Annotated in this window: 14 protein-coding genes; 8 read left to right on the forward strand and 6 right to left on the reverse strand. The window is 66.1% G+C overall.

Features of this window, described 5'->3' with window-relative positions:
* The first annotated feature begins 96 nt into the window (after positions 1-96).
* The 8 genes from HPY83_06630 to HPY83_06665 all read left to right on the forward strand — a co-directional run bounded on the left by HPY83_06630 (position 97) and on the right by HPY83_06665 (position 7,801).
* Positions 97-1,290, forward strand: coding sequence for an amidohydrolase family protein (locus HPY83_06630; protein NPV07623.1), 1,194 nt, complete (start codon positions 97-99; stop codon positions 1,288-1,290).
* Between the two features lie 199 nt (positions 1,291-1,489).
* Positions 1,490-1,780 carry an AbrB family transcriptional regulator gene (locus tag HPY83_06635; protein ID NPV07624.1) on the forward strand — a complete coding sequence of 97 codons (291 nt, stop codon included), beginning with the start codon at positions 1,490-1,492 and terminating at the stop codon, positions 1,778-1,780.
* A gap of 26 nt (positions 1,781-1,806) precedes the next feature.
* Positions 1,807-2,211 carry a PIN domain-containing protein gene (locus HPY83_06640; protein ID NPV07625.1) on the forward strand — a complete coding sequence of 135 codons (405 nt, stop codon included), beginning with the start codon at positions 1,807-1,809 and terminating at the stop codon, positions 2,209-2,211.
* Positions 2,212-2,567: 356 nt separating this feature from the next.
* The gene (locus HPY83_06645; GenBank protein NPV07626.1) at positions 2,568-5,066 is read left to right on the forward strand and encodes a MerR family transcriptional regulator; all 2,499 of its coding nucleotides are present in this window, start codon (positions 2,568-2,570) and stop codon (positions 5,064-5,066) included.
* Positions 5,067-5,215: 149 nt separating this feature from the next.
* On the forward strand, positions 5,216-6,025 hold the full coding sequence (locus HPY83_06650; GenBank protein ID NPV07627.1) for a hypothetical protein: 810 nt from the start codon (positions 5,216-5,218) through the stop codon (positions 6,023-6,025).
* A 378-nt stretch (positions 6,026-6,403) separates the two neighbouring features.
* The gene (locus HPY83_06655) at positions 6,404-6,625 is read left to right on the forward strand and encodes a type II toxin-antitoxin system HicB family antitoxin (GenBank protein NPV07628.1); all 222 of its coding nucleotides are present in this window, start codon (positions 6,404-6,406) and stop codon (positions 6,623-6,625) included.
* Positions 6,618-6,845 carry an addiction module toxin, HicA family gene (locus HPY83_06660; protein ID NPV07629.1) on the forward strand — a complete coding sequence of 76 codons (228 nt, stop codon included), beginning with the start codon at positions 6,618-6,620 and terminating at the stop codon, positions 6,843-6,845. The genes HPY83_06655 and HPY83_06660 overlap by 8 nt, the downstream gene beginning before the upstream one ends.
* Before the next feature lie 161 nt (positions 6,846-7,006).
* The gene (locus tag HPY83_06665; protein ID NPV07630.1) at positions 7,007-7,801 is read left to right on the forward strand and encodes a M55 family metallopeptidase; all 795 of its coding nucleotides are present in this window, start codon (positions 7,007-7,009) and stop codon (positions 7,799-7,801) included.
* Between the two features lie 387 nt (positions 7,802-8,188).
* Here HPY83_06665 and HPY83_06670 read toward each other — a convergent pair whose 3' ends face one another.
* The 6 genes from HPY83_06670 to HPY83_06695 all read right to left on the reverse strand — a co-directional run bounded on the left by HPY83_06670 (position 8,189) and on the right by HPY83_06695 (position 19,117).
* On the reverse strand, positions 8,189-10,942 hold the full coding sequence (locus HPY83_06670; protein ID NPV07631.1) for a hypothetical protein: 2,754 nt from the start codon (positions 10,940-10,942) through the stop codon (positions 8,189-8,191).
* A 366-nt stretch (positions 10,943-11,308) separates the two neighbouring features.
* Positions 11,309-12,355 (reverse strand): hypothetical protein, encoded by a 1,047-nt coding sequence (locus tag HPY83_06675; protein NPV07632.1) that lies wholly within the window; start codon positions 12,353-12,355, stop codon positions 11,309-11,311.
* A gap of 132 nt (positions 12,356-12,487) precedes the next feature.
* Positions 12,488-13,789 (reverse strand): KamA family radical SAM protein, encoded by a 1,302-nt coding sequence (locus tag HPY83_06680; protein NPV07633.1) that lies wholly within the window; start codon positions 13,787-13,789, stop codon positions 12,488-12,490.
* Between the two features lie 899 nt (positions 13,790-14,688).
* Positions 14,689-15,921: an MFS transporter gene (locus HPY83_06685; protein NPV07634.1), complete on the reverse strand. Its 1,233-nt coding sequence runs from the start codon at positions 15,919-15,921 to the stop codon at positions 14,689-14,691.
* A gap of 104 nt (positions 15,922-16,025) precedes the next feature.
* Positions 16,026-17,870 (reverse strand): hypothetical protein, encoded by a 1,845-nt coding sequence (locus HPY83_06690; GenBank protein NPV07635.1) that lies wholly within the window; start codon positions 17,868-17,870, stop codon positions 16,026-16,028.
* A 14-nt stretch (positions 17,871-17,884) separates the two neighbouring features.
* Complete coding sequence (locus HPY83_06695; protein NPV07636.1) at positions 17,885-19,117, reverse strand: MFS transporter; 1,233 nt, start codon at positions 19,115-19,117, stop codon at positions 17,885-17,887.
* Positions 19,118-19,494: the final 377 nt, after the last annotated feature.

Consider the following 19,494-nt stretch of genomic DNA (forward strand, 5'->3'; position numbering starts at 1 on the left):
CATCGCTGGGCCGCCCAACGGAATGGGCGGCCCAGTCTGCTAATGGCGAATGAACCCCGAACGCTGTAGTGCCACCCAGCGGAGGATACTGACACCGTGAAGGCCATCGTGAACGCAAGCGTGGTGGACGGCACGGGTAGGCCACCCCTGTCGCCGGGAGTGGTCCTGGTGCAGGAGAACAGCATCCTGCGGGTAGGGCTACGTGACGAAATCGTCATCCCGCCTGAGGCCGAGGTGATAGACGGGGCCGGCCTCACCGTGCTCCCCGGGATCATAGATGTCCACATGCACGTCACCTCCATGCCGGGGCTGCTGGACGCTCACGGCCACCTGGTGCAGAGCTTCCGCGGCATCGGCAAGCTGCGGCAGTGCCTGGCCTGGGGCACCACCACCGTCGCCAACGTGGGCGGCTGTCCGGAGAACGTGCTCTTGCGGCGCGCCATCGAGGAGGGCCAGGTGCGCGGGGTGGCTCGGCTGGTGGTGGGGGCCATGGTCAACGCCACCGGTGGCCACGTCCGCGGCCGCTCCGCCGATGGCCCCTGGGAAGTGCGCAAGGCGGTGCGTGAGATGCTCATGCACGGGGCCGACTTCATCAAGACGGCCGCCTCCGGCGGGTTCCAGTGGGAACACGAGCGCATTTCCTGGGAGGACTACACCGAGGAGGAGCTCGAGGCCCTGGTGGACGAGGCTCACGCCCGAGACAAGCGCGTGGCCGTCCATGCTCACGCCCAGCCCGGCCTGAATCACGCCATCGCGGCCGGCTGCGATATCATCACCCATGGGGCGCTTATAGACGATGAGGCTCTGGAGGGCATAGCCGCCCACAAACTCTTCTTCGTCCCCACTCTCTACATCACCAGCGAGGAGTCCTACAGCCGGCCCCAGCTGCCGCCCCACATGAAGCAGCGCATGCAGGAGGCCCATCCCACCCACCGGGAGGGGGTGCGCAAGGCCCACCAGATGGGCATCACCATCGCCGTAGGCACCGACGGCGGGCCGGGTGATGCCATGAAGGAGATGGTGGAGCTGGTGCACTGCGGCCTGTCGCCTCTGGAGGCCATCGTGGCCGGCACGCGGAACTCTGCCCTCGCCCTGGACCTCCTGGGGCGGACGGGCACCCTGGAGCCGGGCAAGGTGGCAGACCTCATCCTGGTGCGAGGCCACCCGCTGAAGGAGGTGGAAGCCCTCACGGAGCGGGCCAACGTGGCTCTAGTGATGAAGGAGGGCAGGGTCGAGGTCACCGACGAGGAGTACAAGCAATACTGGCACCCGGCGGAGGCGTTGGCGTAAGGCGGCCGGTCAGTGCATCTGCACCTAAGCGTGGGGCTCCTCACCGTCCACACATCGCTCCCGCCAGCGCGGGCGCCTTTTCCCTGGGGGAGACCGGCGCGAGAGGCTCGGGAGTGAGGCGCCGCCGGTGCTTGACGATTCCTACCGACCCATATGCCCTTATTCAAGCAATTAGTAAGAGTCATTAGGGAGTGGAACCATGGCCACCGAGGAGTACCTGCGCGCTCTCACCTCCAAGGGGCAGGTGACGGTGCCCAAAGAGATCCGCGACCGGCTGAACCTGGGGCCGGGGGTCCTGGTGCGCTTTCGCACCGATGCCGAGGGCAACGTCACCATCAGTCGGGCCGCCCCATCCCTGGAGGCGGGTTACGGCGCCGTCTCTCCCCGGTCGCGGCCCGAGGACTTCCAGCGGCTGCACGATGAGGCGGTCGAGGAGCGGATAGCCTCCAAGTTTGGGGGCAAGGACGAAGAACGCATGCCGTGTGCCTAGCGCCGACACGCTCCGTGTGCCTAGCAATGAGAGGGCTCGACACCAACATTATCATCCGCTATCTGACTCGGGACGACGAGGCGAAGGCCGGTCGTTGTCCGGAGCTGCTGCGCCGGGCCGAGCGGGGGGAGGAGGAACTCTTCCTTCCCGAGGCCATCCTGACCGAAGCCGTCTACGTGCTTTCCTCGCCCCGCCTCTACAACCTTCCCCGGGGGAGAGTACGCGACCTCCTGGCCGCCGTGGTGAGCCTGCGCGGAGTGCGCATGCCCGACAAGGCCGTCTGCCTGGAGGCCCTCGAGCTCTACGGGGAAAGCAACCTCGACTTCGAAGATGCCCTCCTGGTCACCCACCTGCGTGCCCAGGGGGTGGGTGCCCTCTACAGCTACGACCGTCACTTCGACCACAGCGAGCTGGAGCGCCTGGAGCCGTGAACCGAGAAGCTGTCGGGCGGGCATGAGGGCTCGACAGGGCCGGACGGCCCAGCACCATGACTGCTGACGCAATGGTCAAGGGGTGCCGTACCATCCCGTGGCCCTTCCAGCGCCGGCGCCGTGGAGCCCGACGCCCAGGTTGAGCTGCAGGAGGCACAGGGCGGCGCTCCCCGGTCCTCCGCGCTGCCGTTGTCTACCTCACCGGCGAGAGCCCCGACCAAGTGGCCGGGGCTCTCGCTCTTCGATTCGACTGACGGATCCCCTTGACAGTTGCGCCGTTCCGGTGTATATATCAACGCGCAACCAAGGGGGGCATGTTGCGATATCCTGTCTTCTTTCTCAACGGAGCTTGACCCGTGGGTGACACTCGGGACGCAGGCGGTGCGGCAGAGCGCTACTACACCCGCCTCGAGGTGGCCAAGGCCGCCAGGGTGTCCTATGCCCAGATCCGGCACTGGCAGGAGATCGGTCTCCTGGAGGCTGAACCCACCCCCGCTGCCGAGCAGGCCACGCCGGGGTCAGTGCAGCACCTCTTCCCCGAACGCTCCCTGCGCAAGGCGGTGCACATCGCCGAGCTGCGCCGGGCGGGCATGTCCCTTCAGTCCATCGCTCAGTTGCTCGATTTCATAGCCGAGGCGGAGCCGGAGCCCGTGTTCATTCAGGCCGGCACCGACCCAGCCATGATCCTGTTGTCTCCCAGGTACGCAGAGCCCGTGCTCGGTCTGCTGGAGGAATGCGGCGTGCGGGGCGGAAAGGAGGTGAAAGACGCCCAGGTCCTCAACGCCACAATGGAACCGGAGTGGCTGGGCCACTCCTTCGACGGTGTCTTGCTAGATGGCGATCCCAGGAGGATACCCGTGACCCACAAGCGACTGAACCGTCGAGACTTCATCCGCGTTACCGGACTTGCCGCCGGCTTGACGGTGGCCACCGCCTGCGCTGGCGCCACTCCGGCCCCTGCCGAGCCTACCACTGCCCCGGCAGAGCCCACTGCGACCCCTGCCGAGGCCACTCCGGCCCCCGCCCCCTCCGAGGCCCCCGTCTCCAAGTACTCCGAGGCACCCAGCCTGGCTGCCAAGGTGGCCGCGGGCGAGCTGCCACCGGTGGAGGAGCGACTGCCGGCTGAGCCGCAGATCATCGAGTGTGTAGAGGAGCCGGGAGAGTACTCCGGTGACCTGCGTCGTGCCATCCGCGGGCAGGCTGACTACTCCGTCTTTATCTGGGAGCATCTCGTGCGCTGGGACTACCGTGGAGGCGAGCTCGCCATCGCCCCTGCAGTCGCCGAGAGCTGGGAAGTCAACGAGGACAGCACCGTCTACACCTTCCACCTGCGTAAAGGGATGAAATGGTCGGACGGCGAGCCCTTCACTGCTGATGACTTTGTCTTCTGGTTCGAGGATCTCGAGCAGAACACCGAGCTGTACCCGGCACCGGTAGCCTGGCTGGTGGTCGGTGGCGAGCACGCCAAGATTGAGAAGGTAGACGACTACACAGTCCGCTATACCTTCGCCAAGCCCAACAGCCTCTTCTTGCAGTTCATCGCCTACCGAGGCGGATCGCAGAAGCTCTTTGCGCCAGCCCACTACCTCAAGCAATTCCACCCCAGATACGCTGACGCAGACGAGCTGGCTCAGAAGATCAAGGAGGCTAACTTCGAGCACTGGTACCAGCTGCTCGCCAACCGGAACAGCGACATGCTCAACCCGGATCTGCCCGTGGTCAACCCCTGGAAGATCGAGTCTCCCTGGGGGCAGCCCAGGCTGATCGCAGTGCGCAATCCCTACTACTTCAAAGTCGATACCGAGGGCAAGCAGCTCCCCTATTTCGAGCGGCTGGTAGGCGAGATGTGCGAGAACGACGAGCTGGTGCTCATGAAAGCCATCGCCGGGGAGATAGACTACCAGTACAAGGCCCTGGGCTTCCCCAACTACTCCCTGCTCAAGGAGAATGAGGAGGTAGGCGACTACCATGTGCTGGAGTGGATCGGCGGGGAGTCGCCCTACATATACGTCAATCAGAGCTTCGAGGACGACGCCTTACGGGGGCTGTTCCAGTCCCGTGACTTCCGACATGCTCTGTCCCACTCGATCAACCGCGAGGAGATGAATGACATCTTCTGGCATGGGATGGCTACACCTCTGCAGCCGCTCGGCAGCCCGCGCGATCCCTACTGGAGAGAGGGCTATGGCCTGACTGCCATTGAGTACGACCTTGACCGAGCCAACCAACTGCTCGACAGCATTGGCCTGGATCGCCGCGACGGCGATGGCTTTCGTACCTTTCCCGACGGCACAGGCATCCAGTTGGTGCTAGAGACCTTCCCCGCCCCCAGCATGGGAGCTCCCACCGGGGAGATCTACGAGTTGGTGGCTTCCTACTTCCAGGCGGTGGGCATCCGCGCCGCCGCCACAGTGCTGGAATCCTCCTTGTGGAGCCAGCGAGTGAACGGCAACCAGGCCCACATGGCCGGATTCAGTGGGGCCAAGATCCTGTGGGTGCTCGACCCTGGCTGGTTCGTGCCCTATGGCTGGTGTTACTGGGCTCCGGCCTACGCCGACTGGCAGCGCACCGGAGGCCACGGAGGTATCGAGCCGCCGGAGGAGTACAAACGGCTGATCGAGTGGTACGACCAGCTGGTAGCGGAGCCAGATGATGAGAGGCGCCTCGAGCTGGGGCGAAGGATCCTGGACCAGCACAACGAGCAGGTGTACGTCATCGGCACCTGCAGCATAGACATCACTCCGGTGGTGGTGAGGAATGACATCGTGAACGTCATCGAGGTGGCGCCAGCCGAGTGGCGCACCCAGCATGAGGGCATCAGCTGGCCCTTCCAGATGTGGCGGCGACCAGCGTAGAGCCGCAGTTGCCGATGGCTGCAGGGGCACAGGACACAGAGTACCAGCGGACCTCTGTCAGCCCAACACCACTGCGGCCATCGGTCTTGTCACCTCTCCCCACTGGGTGCACTGGCCCAGGGGGACACATGTATTGAGGAGTGTCGAAGATGAAGGCCGGTGACTTCCGCGAGCACTGCCGCCAAGTGGCCCACTGGGTGGACTGGGACAGGACGGTGGACCAGTTCATGCATGGCGACCCCAATACCGCAGTGCGCGGCATCGCCGTCACCTGGCTGGCTACCAACGCCCGCATCCGCGAAGCAGCAGCCCTCGGACTCAACTTCGTCATATGCCACGAGGGCGCCTTCTACCCCCGCTACGCTGGAACGCCCAGCGAAGACCGCCATCACGCTGAGAAGCATGGCCTTATGGACCAGCTGGGGATCACTCTCATGCGTTGCCACGATACCTGGGACCGTATGCCTGAGGCGGGCATCGTCGACAGCTGGGCCAAGTTTCTCGGCTTTCCCACTGAGTCTCGGCCGGTGGAGTCCTTCTATCGTGTCTGCCTGCCGAGCGGACGCACGGTAGTGGAAGTGGCACAAGCGGTCCTTGAACGGGTGAGCGTCCTCGGCCAGCAGTTCGTCGGCATTGTGGGAGATAGAGAAGCGCCGGTCGAGCGCATGGTGGTGGGAACAGGCGCCATCACCCGCCTACCAGACATGTATGACCTCGGCGCTGATCTCGTCCTGGCCACGGATGATGGGATCACCACCACCGCCAGTGGACTGTGGTCGCTGGACCTGGGTGTCCCTATGCTCATCATCAACCACGCTACGGCGGAGTTGCCCGGGATGCAGTTACTGGCCGGGTACGTCGAGCACCAGTTCCCGGGTGTCCCGGTGCGCTATCTGCCCGGTGAGTTTCCCTACCAGGTGGTCACCGAGCCACAATGGCCACCCTTCTCCGGATCGTGAGCCTCGTAGGAGTCAGCTTCTGACCTCCCACGTAAGGTGGCTCCGGCATCTGGTTGACTCCTTGTCGGTTAGGTCTGCCTACCCCGCGCACCGACGATAGGCCGCCGGCCTCGGGCATGTCCGTAGCTGCTGATGCGCCAAGGCTGCCCGGCAACGTTGGATGTGCTCAGAACCGATGTCAACCTTGGAGCCAGCGTGCTGGGCCTCCTGTGCCAGAGTTGCGCCGACGCCAGGTACTACGAACAGACCAGACGCATCACCACCGCCGCGACCGGCGTCCCCCATGCCCGCCAGAGCCCCGCCCTCAGGTAGGACCTCCGCCCTTCCGTTTGCGCTCCAGAGCGCTCCACACCAGAATGAGCGGCAGGAGGTCTGCGCATGGCCGTACGTGTGTTCACCGCCCTCATCCACAAAGAGAACGACGTGTACGTGGCAGAATGCCCTGAAGTGGGCACCGTCAGTCAGGGATACAGCGTGGAGGAGGCTGTCGCCAACCTCAAGGAGGCCACCGAGCTCTACCTAGAGGAAATGCAGGACGAGATCGGCGAGCGAACCTGGGGCAAGCCCATCATAACCTCCTTCGAGGCCACTGTTGCCTAGGCTACCCGTGGTCTCGGGCAGCCAGGTGGTCCACGCGCTTGAGCGCCTCGGCTTCGAACAGACGAGACAACGGGGCAGTCACGTCGTCATGCGAAGAGCAACGTGCGGCCGCAAGAGAGTCTGCGTCGTCCCTCTCCACCAAGAGGTCCAGGTCGGTACGCTGGCGGGCATCCTGCGCCAGGCAGACGTGACAGCCGATGAGTTCATCGCCAACCTGTAGTTGGCGCTGGCACAGCTTGACCGGTTGACGCCACTAAACACAAAGCGATCTGGCCGGCCACCAGGGAGCCAGGTTCGTATCGGAGACGGAGGTGAGAGGGCAGAAAGGGCCTCTGCGTCTCTGTACCTCTGTGGCAGTCCTCGCTCGGGGGTAACACAACAATGAAAGTCTTCATCGGAACCGACGTCGAGGGTTGCGCTGGCGTGGTGAGCTTCCAACTCCAGAGCTACGCCGACGCCAGGTACTACGAACAGACCAGACGCATAGCCACCGCCGAGGTCAACGCCGCCGTGCAAGCCCTGGTGGCCCAGGGCATCTCCGACATCCTGGTCAGCGACGGCCACGGGCCCGGGGGCATCGCCTGGGAGGACCTGCACCCGGCCGCCAAGCTCCTCCACGGCCGCCCACCCGCGCCCCGCTCCGTGCGCGACGCCGTCATCCGGGGCTACGACGTCTGCCTCATGATCGGCCAGCACGCCCTCGCCGGCACGGTGGACGGCAACCTCAACCACACCCAGTCTAGCCAGACGGTGGACTACTACCGCCTCAACGGCCGCCCCATCGGCGAGATCGCCCAGTTCGCCCTCTACCAGGGAGCCCTGGGCCTGCCCCTCATCTTCTTGAGCGGCGACGAGGCCGCCTGCCGGGAGGCCCAGGAGCTCATCCCCGGCATCACCACCGCCGCCGTCAAGAAGGGCCTCAGCCGCCAGTCCGCCATCTCCCTCTCTCAGGCCGAGGCCCACCGCCGCATCCGCGAGGGAGTGGCCACCGCCATCCAGAAGCAGCGCCAGACCCCCCTGCCCCCCTTCACCCTGCCTGGACCCTACGAGCTCGAGGTCCGCTTCTTCCACACCGACACCGCCGACGCCTACGCCCAGCGGCCGGGAGTGGAGCGGGTGGACTCCCAGACCATCCGCGTCCGCTCGGACGACATCATGGAGGTCATCTACCTGTAGCCGGACGGTGGGCACAGACACAGCGGTCCCATCGAAGCGAGATCGGGGTGGCGTGGCCGCACGACGAAGAAGACGGACCCAGACCATACTGGCTGACTGCGAGCCAAGGGGGTTCCGCAGGTAGCAGACGATGCCCATGGAATGGACATCACATGCTACTTCAGACGAAGCTCATGCAGATGCCACAGGTCATACCCATCTCCGACCTGCGCAAGCGACAGGCACAGGTGATTGAACAGCTCCAATGGCGACCACGCCGCGATGACGCGAAGAGGAGGCGAGGGAGAGAGGGAAGAGACGTGCCCCAGCGGAGACGCCTCCGTCTCCCCCTCCCCGCGTCTCCCTGTCTCCCCTTCTCCGTACCTCTCCCTCGTGCCTCAGCCTGATCTACTTCGTTACCAGGGGCACGTACAGCCAGTGGCCGTCCCCACCGCCGCCGTCTGCGACGGGGCGGACGGCGGCGCTGAATAGCCCCGAGCCAGAGCCCAACAGCGCTTCTGCGCTCTCCTCCGCAGCCATGGCCACCTGCCCCTCGGCCAGCTCCGGCGGAGGCGGCAACTCGATGTCGTTGAGGGGGCTGCCGAAGTGCCTGGCCGTATCCTGCCGGGTGTCGTTCTGCACCACCCAGGTCTCACCCCCATCGGCGCTGGCGATGATGTCCCCGCCGGCACCCACCACCACTATCTCATTGGGATCGTCGGGGTTGAGGCCGATCCCTACCACGTTCCTCAGGCGGAACGCCAGAGGCTCTTCTATGGCCAGAGACACTTCCTCGAATGTCTGGCCGCCGTCCTGCGAGCGCACGAGGCCATTGCGGTTGATCCAGTCGGGGGCTGCTCCTGGCGGGAGGCTGTGGCTCCTGCCGGCATAGACGGTGCCGGAACCGCAGTGGGCCCGGACCTCGTTGAACGCGCCCGTGATCGCTATGCCCAGAAAGACGGGCGAGCTGGAGGCGTCGGAGAACACCGCGATGCCGCCATCGTGGCCATCGGGGCGAGTGGGTGCCAGGGCGGCAAACAGCTTGTCGGCCACCCGCTCGTCGGAGCCCGGCGGGCAGTAGTCCAGCGCCACCACGCTGTTGCCTATGTCGGTGAGCCCCGTGTCGGAGATGGCGGGCGGCTGGACCCCGCTCAGCGTCACCCGCCGCAAAGCCCCACCAGTCTCTCCGGAGCCGGTGCTGGAGGTTATGCCCACGTAGGCAGCGTCGGTTCCAGGCATACCGACTATGGCGGTGATCGAGTGGCTCTCCAGCGGGAGAGGGAGTCCCAGGTCCGAACCTTGAGAACCGGGCAGCCCCACCAGAAGAGCACCGGCCGACAGGCTCCCGGGAGCGCTGAGGACGCCCAGCATGTCGCCCGCACCTCCGCCCCCACCCAGTATCAGGTAGGTGCCGGCGGTGGCGCTCTCCCACCAGTCAACGGCGTAACCGCCATGGGCGGACGCGCTCCCATCCTGGTGTTGCCACTCCAGCGTCATCCAGCTCTCGCCACCGTCTCTAGAGGCCAGGAAGCGACCCCCGCCGCCCAGAGCGGCGACTATGTCGCCGGCGGTGGGCCCGACCGCGATATCCCGCACGTCGGCGGCGTCCACCCCCCTGATGGCGATGCCGCCCGAGTCAGGCGCGGTGCCCGGATCGGCCATTTTGGGCCACTCGGGGAAGACCGGCCGCAACAAGTTGGGGTCCATGGACGCCGACTTCACCGCGCCGATGCTGCCGTCGCCGGAGATGAGCACCTGGTTGGTGCCCCCATCATAGCCGGCATCGAAGGCGATGCCGGTGTTGTTGTTGATGCCTCGCACCGGTCTGACCACCAGAGTGGTGTCCTCCTGGGTCACCCAGCACATGGCCACAGTCCCAGCGGATCCCAGGGGAGACACAGACCCGACGGCACCCTCGAAAGCGGCGCAGGAGCCCCCTTGGAAGGCGCCGGCCGGGTCATCAGTGTCGTCGCTCTGCTGCTTGAAGATGGTTTGCTCGGTCTGGATCCAGCGGCCCTCGGAGTAAGAGGACATGATGGCGGCGCCTCCCGGCAGCGCCATCGGATCGTACGCATACGTCAGGATGGTGTTGGGCGCCAGGTTACCGGGCCCGAGCTCAGGCCCGCTGGCGGGGCCGCCCAGACGGACGAAGATTGGACTGGCGTCGGGAGCGGCTCCGGTTACCTCCACACTGGGCGCCGTCGTCCGATCTGGTATAGCCCTGATCTCATAGAGCATGACGGAGCCAGTGCCGGAGTTGACGGCCAGAACCGGGGCGGCGGAACCGTTGGCTATAGCCAGGCTGTCTCCGGGAGCCGCCTTGAAGGAGCGCTCGACCCTGCTCAGCTGGGGCTCCAGGTCGGGCTCGGCATCGGTGGGCATGCGCGCATACCACATGTTGGTGCTGCCGGTGTCGAAGACGAGAATCACCGAGACGTCACCGGCGTGACCCCACAGGATTCTGCGGTCGTGAGCGGGAGAGTCGAGGCTCCCGGCCAGTCTGCGCCAGGTAACGCCGAAGTCGCGGGAGTACCAGATGTTGATCTCCTCACCCATCTGGCCCTCCTTGTTGTTGGCCACGGCCGCCACCTCCCCCGGGAAGCCGCTGGTCGTCACCACGCGCATGGCAACCGTGGCATCTAGCCCTTGATCGGGATCATCGTTGGACAGGGTAACCGGGGCCCAGCTACCGCCATAGTCGGCAGTGCGGAAGAGCGAGGGGATGGCTTCCGTGGTCAGGTAGAAGACACCGGACTTGCCGTCGGAGACGATGGAGCTCACCTGAGCCCCATAGGCGCCCAGCCCCCTGAACTTGGTGCCCGAACGCTCCACCGTAACGTTGACCTGGCCCCCGCCGACGAGCGTCACCGTCTCCTCCCCCACCGTCGTGCCCGACGCTGAGGCCACAACGGCATAGGTACCGTCAGGGACACCCGACAACACCACCTGACCCAGCTCATCCGTCACTCCAGCGTAGCGGCCGCCGCTGCCGATGAGAGCGACGAACGCGCCCGCCACCGACTCTCCTTCAGAGGTCACGCTGATCGTCACCGCTACGTCGGCACCCACGGACGCGGATGGAACCAACGCGGGAGCCAGAGCGACCATCAGGACCAGCGCCACGATAGTCACCGCAGAGGCGTGTCCACATCGAGAGAGCATCCTTACCTCCTGACCCTGGGGAGAAGAGACGACAACCGCTGCCGCCGCATGGCGGGGTTATCCGGCACGAGACGCACCACACGCGCTTCAGTCCGGACGTACGTCTCCTATTCGGCAGTCAGAGGCAAGACTTGAGCTCAGGTCAGGAAGGCAAGGTAAAGCCAGCGTGAATTCAGGCGAGACTCACGGATTAGGCTGGAGGAGACGGGTTATGGCGAGTAGGTTGTGGGGCTACACAGAACGCGGGCGCGATACACGACAAGAGGCATGGGGCGCGGTGTCGCCGGTACAGAGCGGATTCCTCAGTGCCGCCGCCGAGCCCAGGTAGGCGATAGGTGACCTGCTTCAGGCAGCCCCATGCTGTTCTCAACGGTCTACTGCCCATAGCCCGTAGCGCGCTGCCGCCAGGTGCACAATCTCGTTGACCAGTACCCGATACTCCATCCCCTCGCCCCTGGCGGCCATGACTATGTCGCTGTACTTGGGGTTGAGCCCAGGAAGAGTGTTGATCTCAAGGAGGTAGGGACGGCAGTCGTCGCCCAACCTAAAGTCCACCCGTCCCACGTCCAGGGCGCCGATGGCGGTAAAAGCGCGGACGGCCAGGTCCTGGAGCCGCCCCGAAAGCTCCTCGTCTATGGGTGCCGGACACAGGTAGGCCGGGTCGAGGGGTCGCTCGCCCTTGATGTAACTGCTGTAGATCCCCTCTGACTCTGCCACCGAACTGACGTCAATCTCCAGCACCGGGAAGACATGGAACCCGCGCTCGTCGTAGAGGGGGGAATGGGGCAGGCTGCACACCGCGCGCTCGTTTCCGATAAGCCCGACGGTGAACTCGCGCCCGGGCAGGAACGCCTCGGCCAGAGCCGGCTGGCGATAGGTGCAGACGATCCAGTTGGCGCGCTCGCGCAGCTCCCCTCCGCTGTGCACCACCGATCCCTGGCCGATGCCCATCCCCGACCCCTCTCGTGCCGGCTTGACGAACAGGGGGAAGCTGAGGCCCTCATCCACAGGCTCGTCCCCGGTGCGGAAGACCTGGAAAGGCGCGGTGGGCAGGCCCTGGGCCCGCCAGACCAGCTTGCACATGGCCTTGTCCAAGGACAGGGCATTGGCCAAGACGCCGGAGGCCGTGTAAGGGATGCCCAGCATTTCCAGCAGGGCCGGAACGTGCGACTCTCGCGACTCGCCCCGCAGGCCCTCGGCGATGTTGAAGCACAGGTCGGGGGACACCTCCCGTATCGAGTCCAGCAGGGTACAATCCGCCTCCAGGGGGATGACTGTGTGGCCACCCGCGGAGAGGGCACTCACCAGTCCGCTAACCGTCTCTTCGGTGTCGTACTCGGCCAGAGCGTCCTGAGGCGCGCCGGCCGGGCAGGACACGTTGGCCTTCAGGTTGTACAGCAGGGCTATGCGCATCTACCTGCATCCTCTAAGTACACGGGACTCGAGCATTCTACACACTGCTGACAACCAGAGAGACACAGAGGCATGAAGTGTGCTGGCTAGATGCCGTCTTCATCCTCTGTGTCTCTCTGGCTGTGCGGCCGCTTACGACATGATCGCCGCGCCCTGAGGAGCATGGCGACGGACGTGACCGTCCCGCCACCCCTCAGGCTCTATGGCCCCTCTCTGGCCCGAGAGCAGCGCCGACACACCGTCCCGCCCGTTGCAGTAGGAGCAGTGCTCCCGGTCGTGGCCCGGATAGTCCTGGGGCTGGGCGTAGCTGCTGATCATGCCCTCGAAGTTGCGCACCACCACGTGGGTGTCGGACATGCTGATCAGGTAGTTGGGAGTGATGGGCACCTTGCCCCCGCCACCGGGAGCATCAATGACGTACTGAGGGATGGCGAAGCCGGAGGTGTGCCCTCGCAACGACTCCATGATCTCGATGCCCTTAGCCACCGGCGTCCGGAAGTGCGCCGCCCCCTCCACCAGATCGCACTGGTACAGGTAGTAGGGCCGCACCCGGTTGCGCACCAGCCTCTGCCCTAGGGCCTTGATTATGCCAGGGCAGTCATTGACCCCGGCCAGCAGCACCGACTGGCTTCCCAGGGGGATGCCTGCGTCGGCCAGGCGGTTCAGCGCCGCCTCCACCTCAGGAGCCAGCTCCTTGGGGTGGTTGAAGTGCACGTTCATCCACAGGGGGTGGTAGCGCCGCAGCAACGCCGTCAGCTCCGGCGTGATCCTTTGGGGCAGGAAGAAGGGCACCCGAGTGCCAATGCGGATGATCTCCACGTGCGGTATGGCCCGCAGGGCAGAGAGCAGCCTCTCCAGCACCGGGTCCGCCAGGGTGAGCGGGTCGCCCCCGGACACCAGGACGTCTCTGATCCCCGGGTGAGACGCGATGTACTCCAGCGCCGGTCCCCAGTCCCGCACCCCAGCACGGGCGCCACGGCCCACCAAGCGGCTGCGGGTGCAGTGCCGGCAGTAGGAGGCGCACAGCGTGGTGGCGAGCAGCAAGACTCGGTCCGGGTAGCGGTGCACCAGGCCGGCCACAGGGGACTGTTCGTCCTCGTGCAGCGAGTCCGCCACCGTCTCCTGACAGGGCGCAAACTCCTGTGTCGTGGGTATCAACTGCCTGCGGATGGGGCAGCGCGGGTCCTCGGGGTCCATCAAGCCGGCCACGTAGGGAGTCACCTGCACCCGCAGTCGGCCGGGGATGGTCAGAGCTTCTCTTTCGTCGGGGGTGAGCCGGATCACCCGGCTCAGCTGGTCAGGAGTCCGCAAGGCGTGGCGCATCTGCCATCGCCAGTCGTGCCAGTGCTCGGCCGGCACGTGGCCCCAAGTACCGGGAGGTTCGTCGGCCTTACCGGGAGGCTCCTCGAGCGGGTCCTCAATTAGCTCTTGCATCTTGGGTGGTCTCGTACCCTCCAGACAGATAGCATACCGTTGGCTTTCTGGTTCCCCACCGCGCAGGGCGCACCGCACCTCCTGACGCACATAGAGAGGGGGCTTCGGACGCCTTCCGGCTTTCGAGCGTGCACAGATGCCGAGCCGAGGAGTACGTACCCATAGTCTACCGTGACGACCAGGTGTAGTCTCGGTGTCGTCACTGCTGGCCTGCCGCCCGTTGTGAGGGAGCTGGTCGGGCCCGGCGCATGCTCGGGAGGTCCGTCAAGCACGGATGCCAGAAGTATAGTGAGGCGATGCGCCAGATGCAACCTGGGCGCAGGGGACGGCGTGCGAGCCACGAACCTGGGCGGCGCGCCGTGGGAGCGTGCCCTCGCCACAAGCTCACCGGTTGCCCGCAGCCAGGCCACCGAGGGACCAAAGGAGCCGGCACCCTCGAGCCAGGCTGAAGGCCCCCCACGCCCTCGCCCAGCCGCGGGGTCGGGTAACCCCCGAGGAGTTCGCGCGCCCACGCGCAACAGCCCTCTGGCGGCAGGCGTGCTCGTCTGGGTGCCCTCGCACCCAGGGGCGCTGAGCCCTGTAAGGGCAGACCGGAACCTGCCAGGACCCCGTCGGAGAGGGTACCTATGTGATCAGGCTATCCTCTCTAGCGCCTGCCTGCAGCAACTCTGCCACCGCCAGCGCCACCGGAGAGACGCGAAAGGCAGTGTGAGTGCGGTCTGCCATTGATCACCTGCCCATAGCCTACGGCCACCTCCCATATGCAGCCGCGCTTCTCGGCACAACCGCTGCCACTGCTACCCAACGGCGTGCCGCGCCGCACCCGAGATGCGCCCGGTCACAGGTCAGAGCAGCTCTCAAGTCCGGAAATCGCGGCGACGGGCCTGCACTGCGCGGCATCATCGGCGCGTCTCGCGACTGACCCTCAACAGGAGCGGAACAGACGCCAACTGCATCGCTGAGGAGAAGATGACTAGAGCTGCAAGGGAGACGTCGTAGAGCACTCCCATCAGCGCGCTGCCGAGGAACCAGAAGAGACCGTAGCCAGTGTTGAAAATCCCGTAAGCCGTGCCGCGCCGATTCGCTGCTACCATGGGCGCGACGGCGGCGCGCATGATCGACTCCTGCGCTCCCAGGCCTATGCCCCAGAGTGCCACTCCGACCAGCGCCACCGAGGCGCCGCCCAGGAACACGAGCGGTGCGAACAGCGCCGAGAGCAGTGAGACAGCCATCAAGATGCCAAGCCCGATGCGGTCGAAAAGGCGGCCGAAGACCAGCGCCGCCAGAGCATCGGTCGCCATGGCGAGGGCGAAGTACAGAGGAATGACGCTGCCGCGGACCACCGCCTGCTTCTGGAAGTGGAACGCGACAAGCGGAAAGTCGGCGTAACCGGCGGCAACCAGGGCGACGGCGGTAAGGTAGAGCCAGAAGGCACGCGGGAAACCGTGCGTCGTCAGCGGTGGGCTCGCCACTTCCAGGTCGCGCGGAGCGGGATAGAGCAGTCGCGCTACCAAGAGCGTGACCAGGGCGAGCACCCCCGGCACCAGCAGGGCGGCAAATCCGGCTTGGTAGCTGTCCCGTGCTGCCAAGGCCCCGGCGACGAAGAGGGCGTCGACGGTCGCGCCCATCTGGTCCAGCGCCTCGTGGATGCCGAAGCCCCAGCCGCGACCCATCTTCGCCGTGGCATGCGACAGCATGGCGTCCCGCGCAGGGGTGCGGATGGCCTTCCCCGTTCGCTCCAGGATGATGAGGAGCGCCGCCACTTCCCAACGTCCGGCCAAGGCTAGGAGCGGGACGGCGACCACCGTCAGGCCGTAGCCGACAAGCGTGATGGGCCAGTACTGCTGGGTGCGGTCGCTGATGTACCCGAAGACCAGGCGCAGACCGTAGCCGACCAATTCGCCGAAACCGGCCACGATGCCCACCGCGGCGGCGCTGGCCCCCAGGAGGGCGAGGTAAGGCCCGGTGATGCTCCGGGCCCCTTCGTACACGATGTCGCCGAAGAGACTGACGACTCCGAGCAGGACGACGAACGTTAGCGCTGTCCGCCCGGTCAGCCCCGGCAGGGCGCGCGCGGCTGCTATACCGCGTGCACCACGGTTATGCTTGCCCTGACGGTCCGACTTTGCCATCGTTGCCTCGTCTTCGCGTAGCCTCTTGTTGGCCCATTGGGGGGGCGGCGCCTACTGGCACCGCAGGCGGTCCCCTGTGCCTTGCCGGACCTGGAGACCCTACCTCAGCGGCTCGTTCCCGGTGGAAGGCGGCCGGTTTCCTCAGGTAAGGATGGTTTGGCGGTCGGTTCACCCACTAGCTGTACCAGGGCCCGACGCCAGGCATCGCCCTCATCACTGCGGATGAGGCTCCGCCTCAGGGCGTCCCTCTTGAGCACGTAGGAACGCATGTCCTCCGCGATCGCTTCTAGGCGCTCGGTCTGGGTGCGCACCAGCACACCCGCCAACGGGTCCTGTCCCACCCTCTGCAGTGCCAGGCGCAGGTGGGGCAGGCACAGCCCGGCCGAGCCCTTATACCAGGCATTTCCGTCAGGGCTGGCGAGCATGGTGAGGAACTGGTGCAGAGCCTCGTTTTCGACTCGCGCCAGCTCCTGGCACGCCGGGCACGTCTCTTGGCGCGGCAGCAGAGCCTCTATCGCAGCCGCTTCGGTGGAGCCGTTCCCCTGGGCAGCCTGTCTCATCTGCACGGCCGCAATCTCAATCAGGTGCGCGTACCCCTCACTGATGCTCTGAGGAGAAGCAACCCGCTCAAACTGCCAAGTATGCCCGCGGCAGAAGCCGTGCACCGCCGCCAATTGCAGCCGTTCCGACTCGGTCGCGGTCAGCCGGTATTGCATCCGCACGAAGAAGTCAAAGAGCGCCTGGCCCTGATGGGCGCAGATGGGGCACGTGTCCGCCTTCCAAGCGATGTTCGTCGGCGAGGGCGCCTCCGGGGACGTGGCCAGCGGAGCGGCCGGTGCCGCCGCCGGAAGCTCTAGCGGCGCCTCCAGTGTCTCGGTCAAGCCGGCCTCCAGACTCTGGCCAAGGCGGTGCATGGCCTCCGACAGCGTGGCAAGTTCGGGCGCATCGACCCCAGATAGCAGCCCCTGCGCTCGCTCCAGTACCCCGACGAGGAAGCTGCGCGCCTTCTCCGCGTTCAGGAACGCTACTAGCGCCTGCTCTAGCTCCGGAAGGCCGCTGCGGAGCAGGCTCTCCCGATCACCGCCGAGCTTGGCCGCCAGCGCCATTCGCGCCGAGACCTTATGGAGATGCACTTCCGGCAGGGCCAGCGCTCGGCCCAGCCCGGCGACGATGTACGCCAGAACGTCCTCTCGCTCCTGTGGGGGGAGCAGGTCCGTCTTGTTCACTACCAGGAAGAGCCGGCGTCGGTAGCGGGCCACTTCGGCCAAGAAGCCCTCTTCCGCCGCGCTGAGGGGCGCCTCGACGCTGGTCACGAAGATGATGGCGTCGGCTTCGGGCAGGAAGGACATGGTGGTGGCCGTGTTCTCCGCGCGGGCGGACCCGATTCCGGGGGTGTCTATGAAGTACAGCCCTCGCCTCAAGAAAGGGACGGGCAACTCGAGGCGGACCTCGACCAGGCCTTTGACGTTGCCCGGGTTGCCTCGCTCGGTGACGTACTCTGGCAGTTCAGCCAGGCTGATCTCCTGATCTAGCGCCCAGCCCTGGCGGCGCAGGCTGATGCGTTCCTGGGGGCCGTAGCAGAGGGTAGTGATGGCGGAAGTGAGCGGGAGCATCCCGGTCGGCAGCAAGTCTCGCCCCAGGATGGCGTTCATGAGAGTGCTCTTTCCCCGCTTGAACTGGCCCACCACCGCCAGGTTGAAGCGGTCTTCCGCCAGGCGAGCCAGCAGTTTCTGCATCTCGTCCGCTTTGGTTGCCTCGCCCTGCCGCTGGAGAGCCTGCTTGGCCTGGCGCACCAGCGCCGTCACGCCCTGCCGGGCTAGGACATAGCCGCGCAGGCGCTCTGGCTGGTCGTCAGCCGGAGGCGCTTCACCGTTCGCGCCGGCGTTGCTGTTGCCTCCGCTGCCGTCGGAGGGCCCAGCTGGTCCCACCGTTGTCGTCTTTGCGGTCATGGCGCTTGCCGCCCTCAAGCCGCCTGTGGCTTGGGCACGAGCATCAGGCCCACCACGGCGGCGAAGGCCATCACTGCCCCGAAGGCGAAGGGCGCCGCTGGCGATACGCGGTTCCACAGCGCCCCGGCGATGAGGCTAGCCGGCAGGGCCATCACGCCCACGGAGGCGTTGTACAGGCCATAGGCGGTGCCGCGATTGGCCTCTGGCGTGTATTCCGCCACCAACGCCTTCCCCGATCCCTCCGTCAGGGCGTAGAACAGCCCGTAGAGGGCATAGAGCACCCAGACGGCCCAAGCCTGGCGCACCAGGGCGAACCCCAGGTAGGTGACCCCGTATATGAGCCAGCCGTAGGTGATGGCGCGCCTCCGGCCGATCCGGTCCGAGAGCTGGCCCGCCGGTATGGCGGCCGCCGACGAGACCAGGTTGAACAGAGCGTAGACCAGGGGGATGGTGATCGCCGCTACCCCGAGTCCCTGCGCCCGCAGAATCAGGAAGGCATCGGACGAGTTGCCCAGGGTGAACAGCAGGGTCACGGCCAGGAAGCCGGCAAACGACCCCTTCAGGGAGGCCAATGACAGGCGTTGCTTCGCCACCGGCGCCTTCCGCTCCTGCACCACCAGCCCGATGATCACGAGGGGTATGGCCGCCACCAGGCCGCCGACGAGGAACACCTCGCGATAGCGGCTGGAATGGTCCACCCACTGATTGAGCAGCCAGTAGGCGATGAGCGGGCCCGCGACCGACCCCAAAGTGTCCAGGGCGCGCTGGATGCCGAAGGCGAACCCCAACCGGCGACCGCCCGCCGCTCCGGCGACGAGGGTGTCCCGAGGGGCGTCCTTCAGGCCCTTGCCCACCCCGTCACTGAGCCTCAGGGCCAGCACGCCCGCCCCACTGCCGACAACGCCCAGCCCGATGCGAGCGGCCGCCGAAAGGGCGTACCCGGCGAAGACCACCGCCTTGCGCAGGCCGAGGGCGTCGGAGATGTAGCCGGCAGCGATCTTCATCAGGCTGACGGTAGTCATCAGCGCCCCTTCGATCAGGCCGATGAACTCCTTGTTCAGCCCTAGCACCTGCGTGTAGAAGGTGGGCAGCAGGGGCTGGATCATGTCCTGCCCCAAGCCGCCGAAGAAAGCCACCCATCCCAGCGCTACCACGTTGCGGCCCAGCTTGGCCTCCGTCCCGCTGCCGGACGCGGCCGCTGCTGTCGGTTGCGCTGCCACTGGTCCTTCCGTCGCTGGCCGTGCCATGCATCCCCCTGGAATAGCCGTATTCCCTGCAGCACCGTCGGGGACAAAAACAGCCCCTACCGCTCCGCCCAGTCCGGGGCGGGGGTAGAGGCTATCAGCCGGGTTACCCGGCAGTTGCTTCTCCCTCGGTCAGGCGAGCCTCATCGCCTAGGACTATTGTACACCGGGCGCCGCCCTCGTCAAGCAGACGGGCAAGAGCTCATAGGGCTTTCTCAAAGTCCTGGGGCAGGCCACCAGAGATGGCTATCGGAGCCAGGCTGGGCGCTATAGGATGGTGCATCGCCTCTGTTCCCTGCCTGCTCGCTGGCCGGTGGTGGTTCCTGGCCCGCGCCAGATGGCAGCTCGCCCAACGCTGGCTCGACTTTGAGAAAGCCCTG

The organism is Anaerolineae bacterium (assembly GCA_013178015.1).
GTDB lineage: Bacteria > Chloroflexota > Anaerolineae > DRVO01 > DRVO01 > Ch71.

What these genes read in the sequence shown, in the direction of transcription:
- HPY83_06655 (NPV07628.1), top strand. Translation starts at nt 6,404, where the DNA reads ATGGCCGTACGTGTGTTCACCGCCCTCATCCACAAAGAGAACGACGTG.
- HPY83_06650 (NPV07627.1), top strand. Translation starts at nt 5,216, where the DNA reads ATGAAGGCCGGTGACTTCCGCGAGCACTGCCGCCAAGTGGCCCACTGG.
- HPY83_06690 (NPV07635.1), bottom strand. Translation starts at nt 17,870, where the DNA reads ATGACCGCAAAGACGACAACGGTGGGACCAGCTGGGCCCTCCGACGGC.
- HPY83_06665 (NPV07630.1), top strand. Translation starts at nt 7,007, where the DNA reads ATGAAAGTCTTCATCGGAACCGACGTCGAGGGTTGCGCTGGCGTGGTG.
- HPY83_06670 (NPV07631.1), bottom strand. Translation starts at nt 10,942, where the DNA reads ATGCTCTCTCGATGTGGACACGCCTCTGCGGTGACTATCGTGGCGCTG.
- HPY83_06680 (NPV07633.1), bottom strand. Translation starts at nt 13,789, where the DNA reads ATGCAAGAGCTAATTGAGGACCCGCTCGAGGAGCCTCCCGGTAAGGCC.
- HPY83_06695 (NPV07636.1), bottom strand. Translation starts at nt 19,117, where the DNA reads ATGGCACGGCCAGCGACGGAAGGACCAGTGGCAGCGCAACCGACAGCA.
- HPY83_06640 (NPV07625.1), top strand. Translation starts at nt 1,807, where the DNA reads ATGAGAGGGCTCGACACCAACATTATCATCCGCTATCTGACTCGGGAC.
- HPY83_06675 (NPV07632.1), bottom strand. Translation starts at nt 12,355, where the DNA reads ATGCGCATAGCCCTGCTGTACAACCTGAAGGCCAACGTGTCCTGCCCG.
- HPY83_06635 (NPV07624.1), top strand. Translation starts at nt 1,490, where the DNA reads ATGGCCACCGAGGAGTACCTGCGCGCTCTCACCTCCAAGGGGCAGGTG.
- HPY83_06685 (NPV07634.1), bottom strand. Translation starts at nt 15,921, where the DNA reads ATGGCAAAGTCGGACCGTCAGGGCAAGCATAACCGTGGTGCACGCGGT.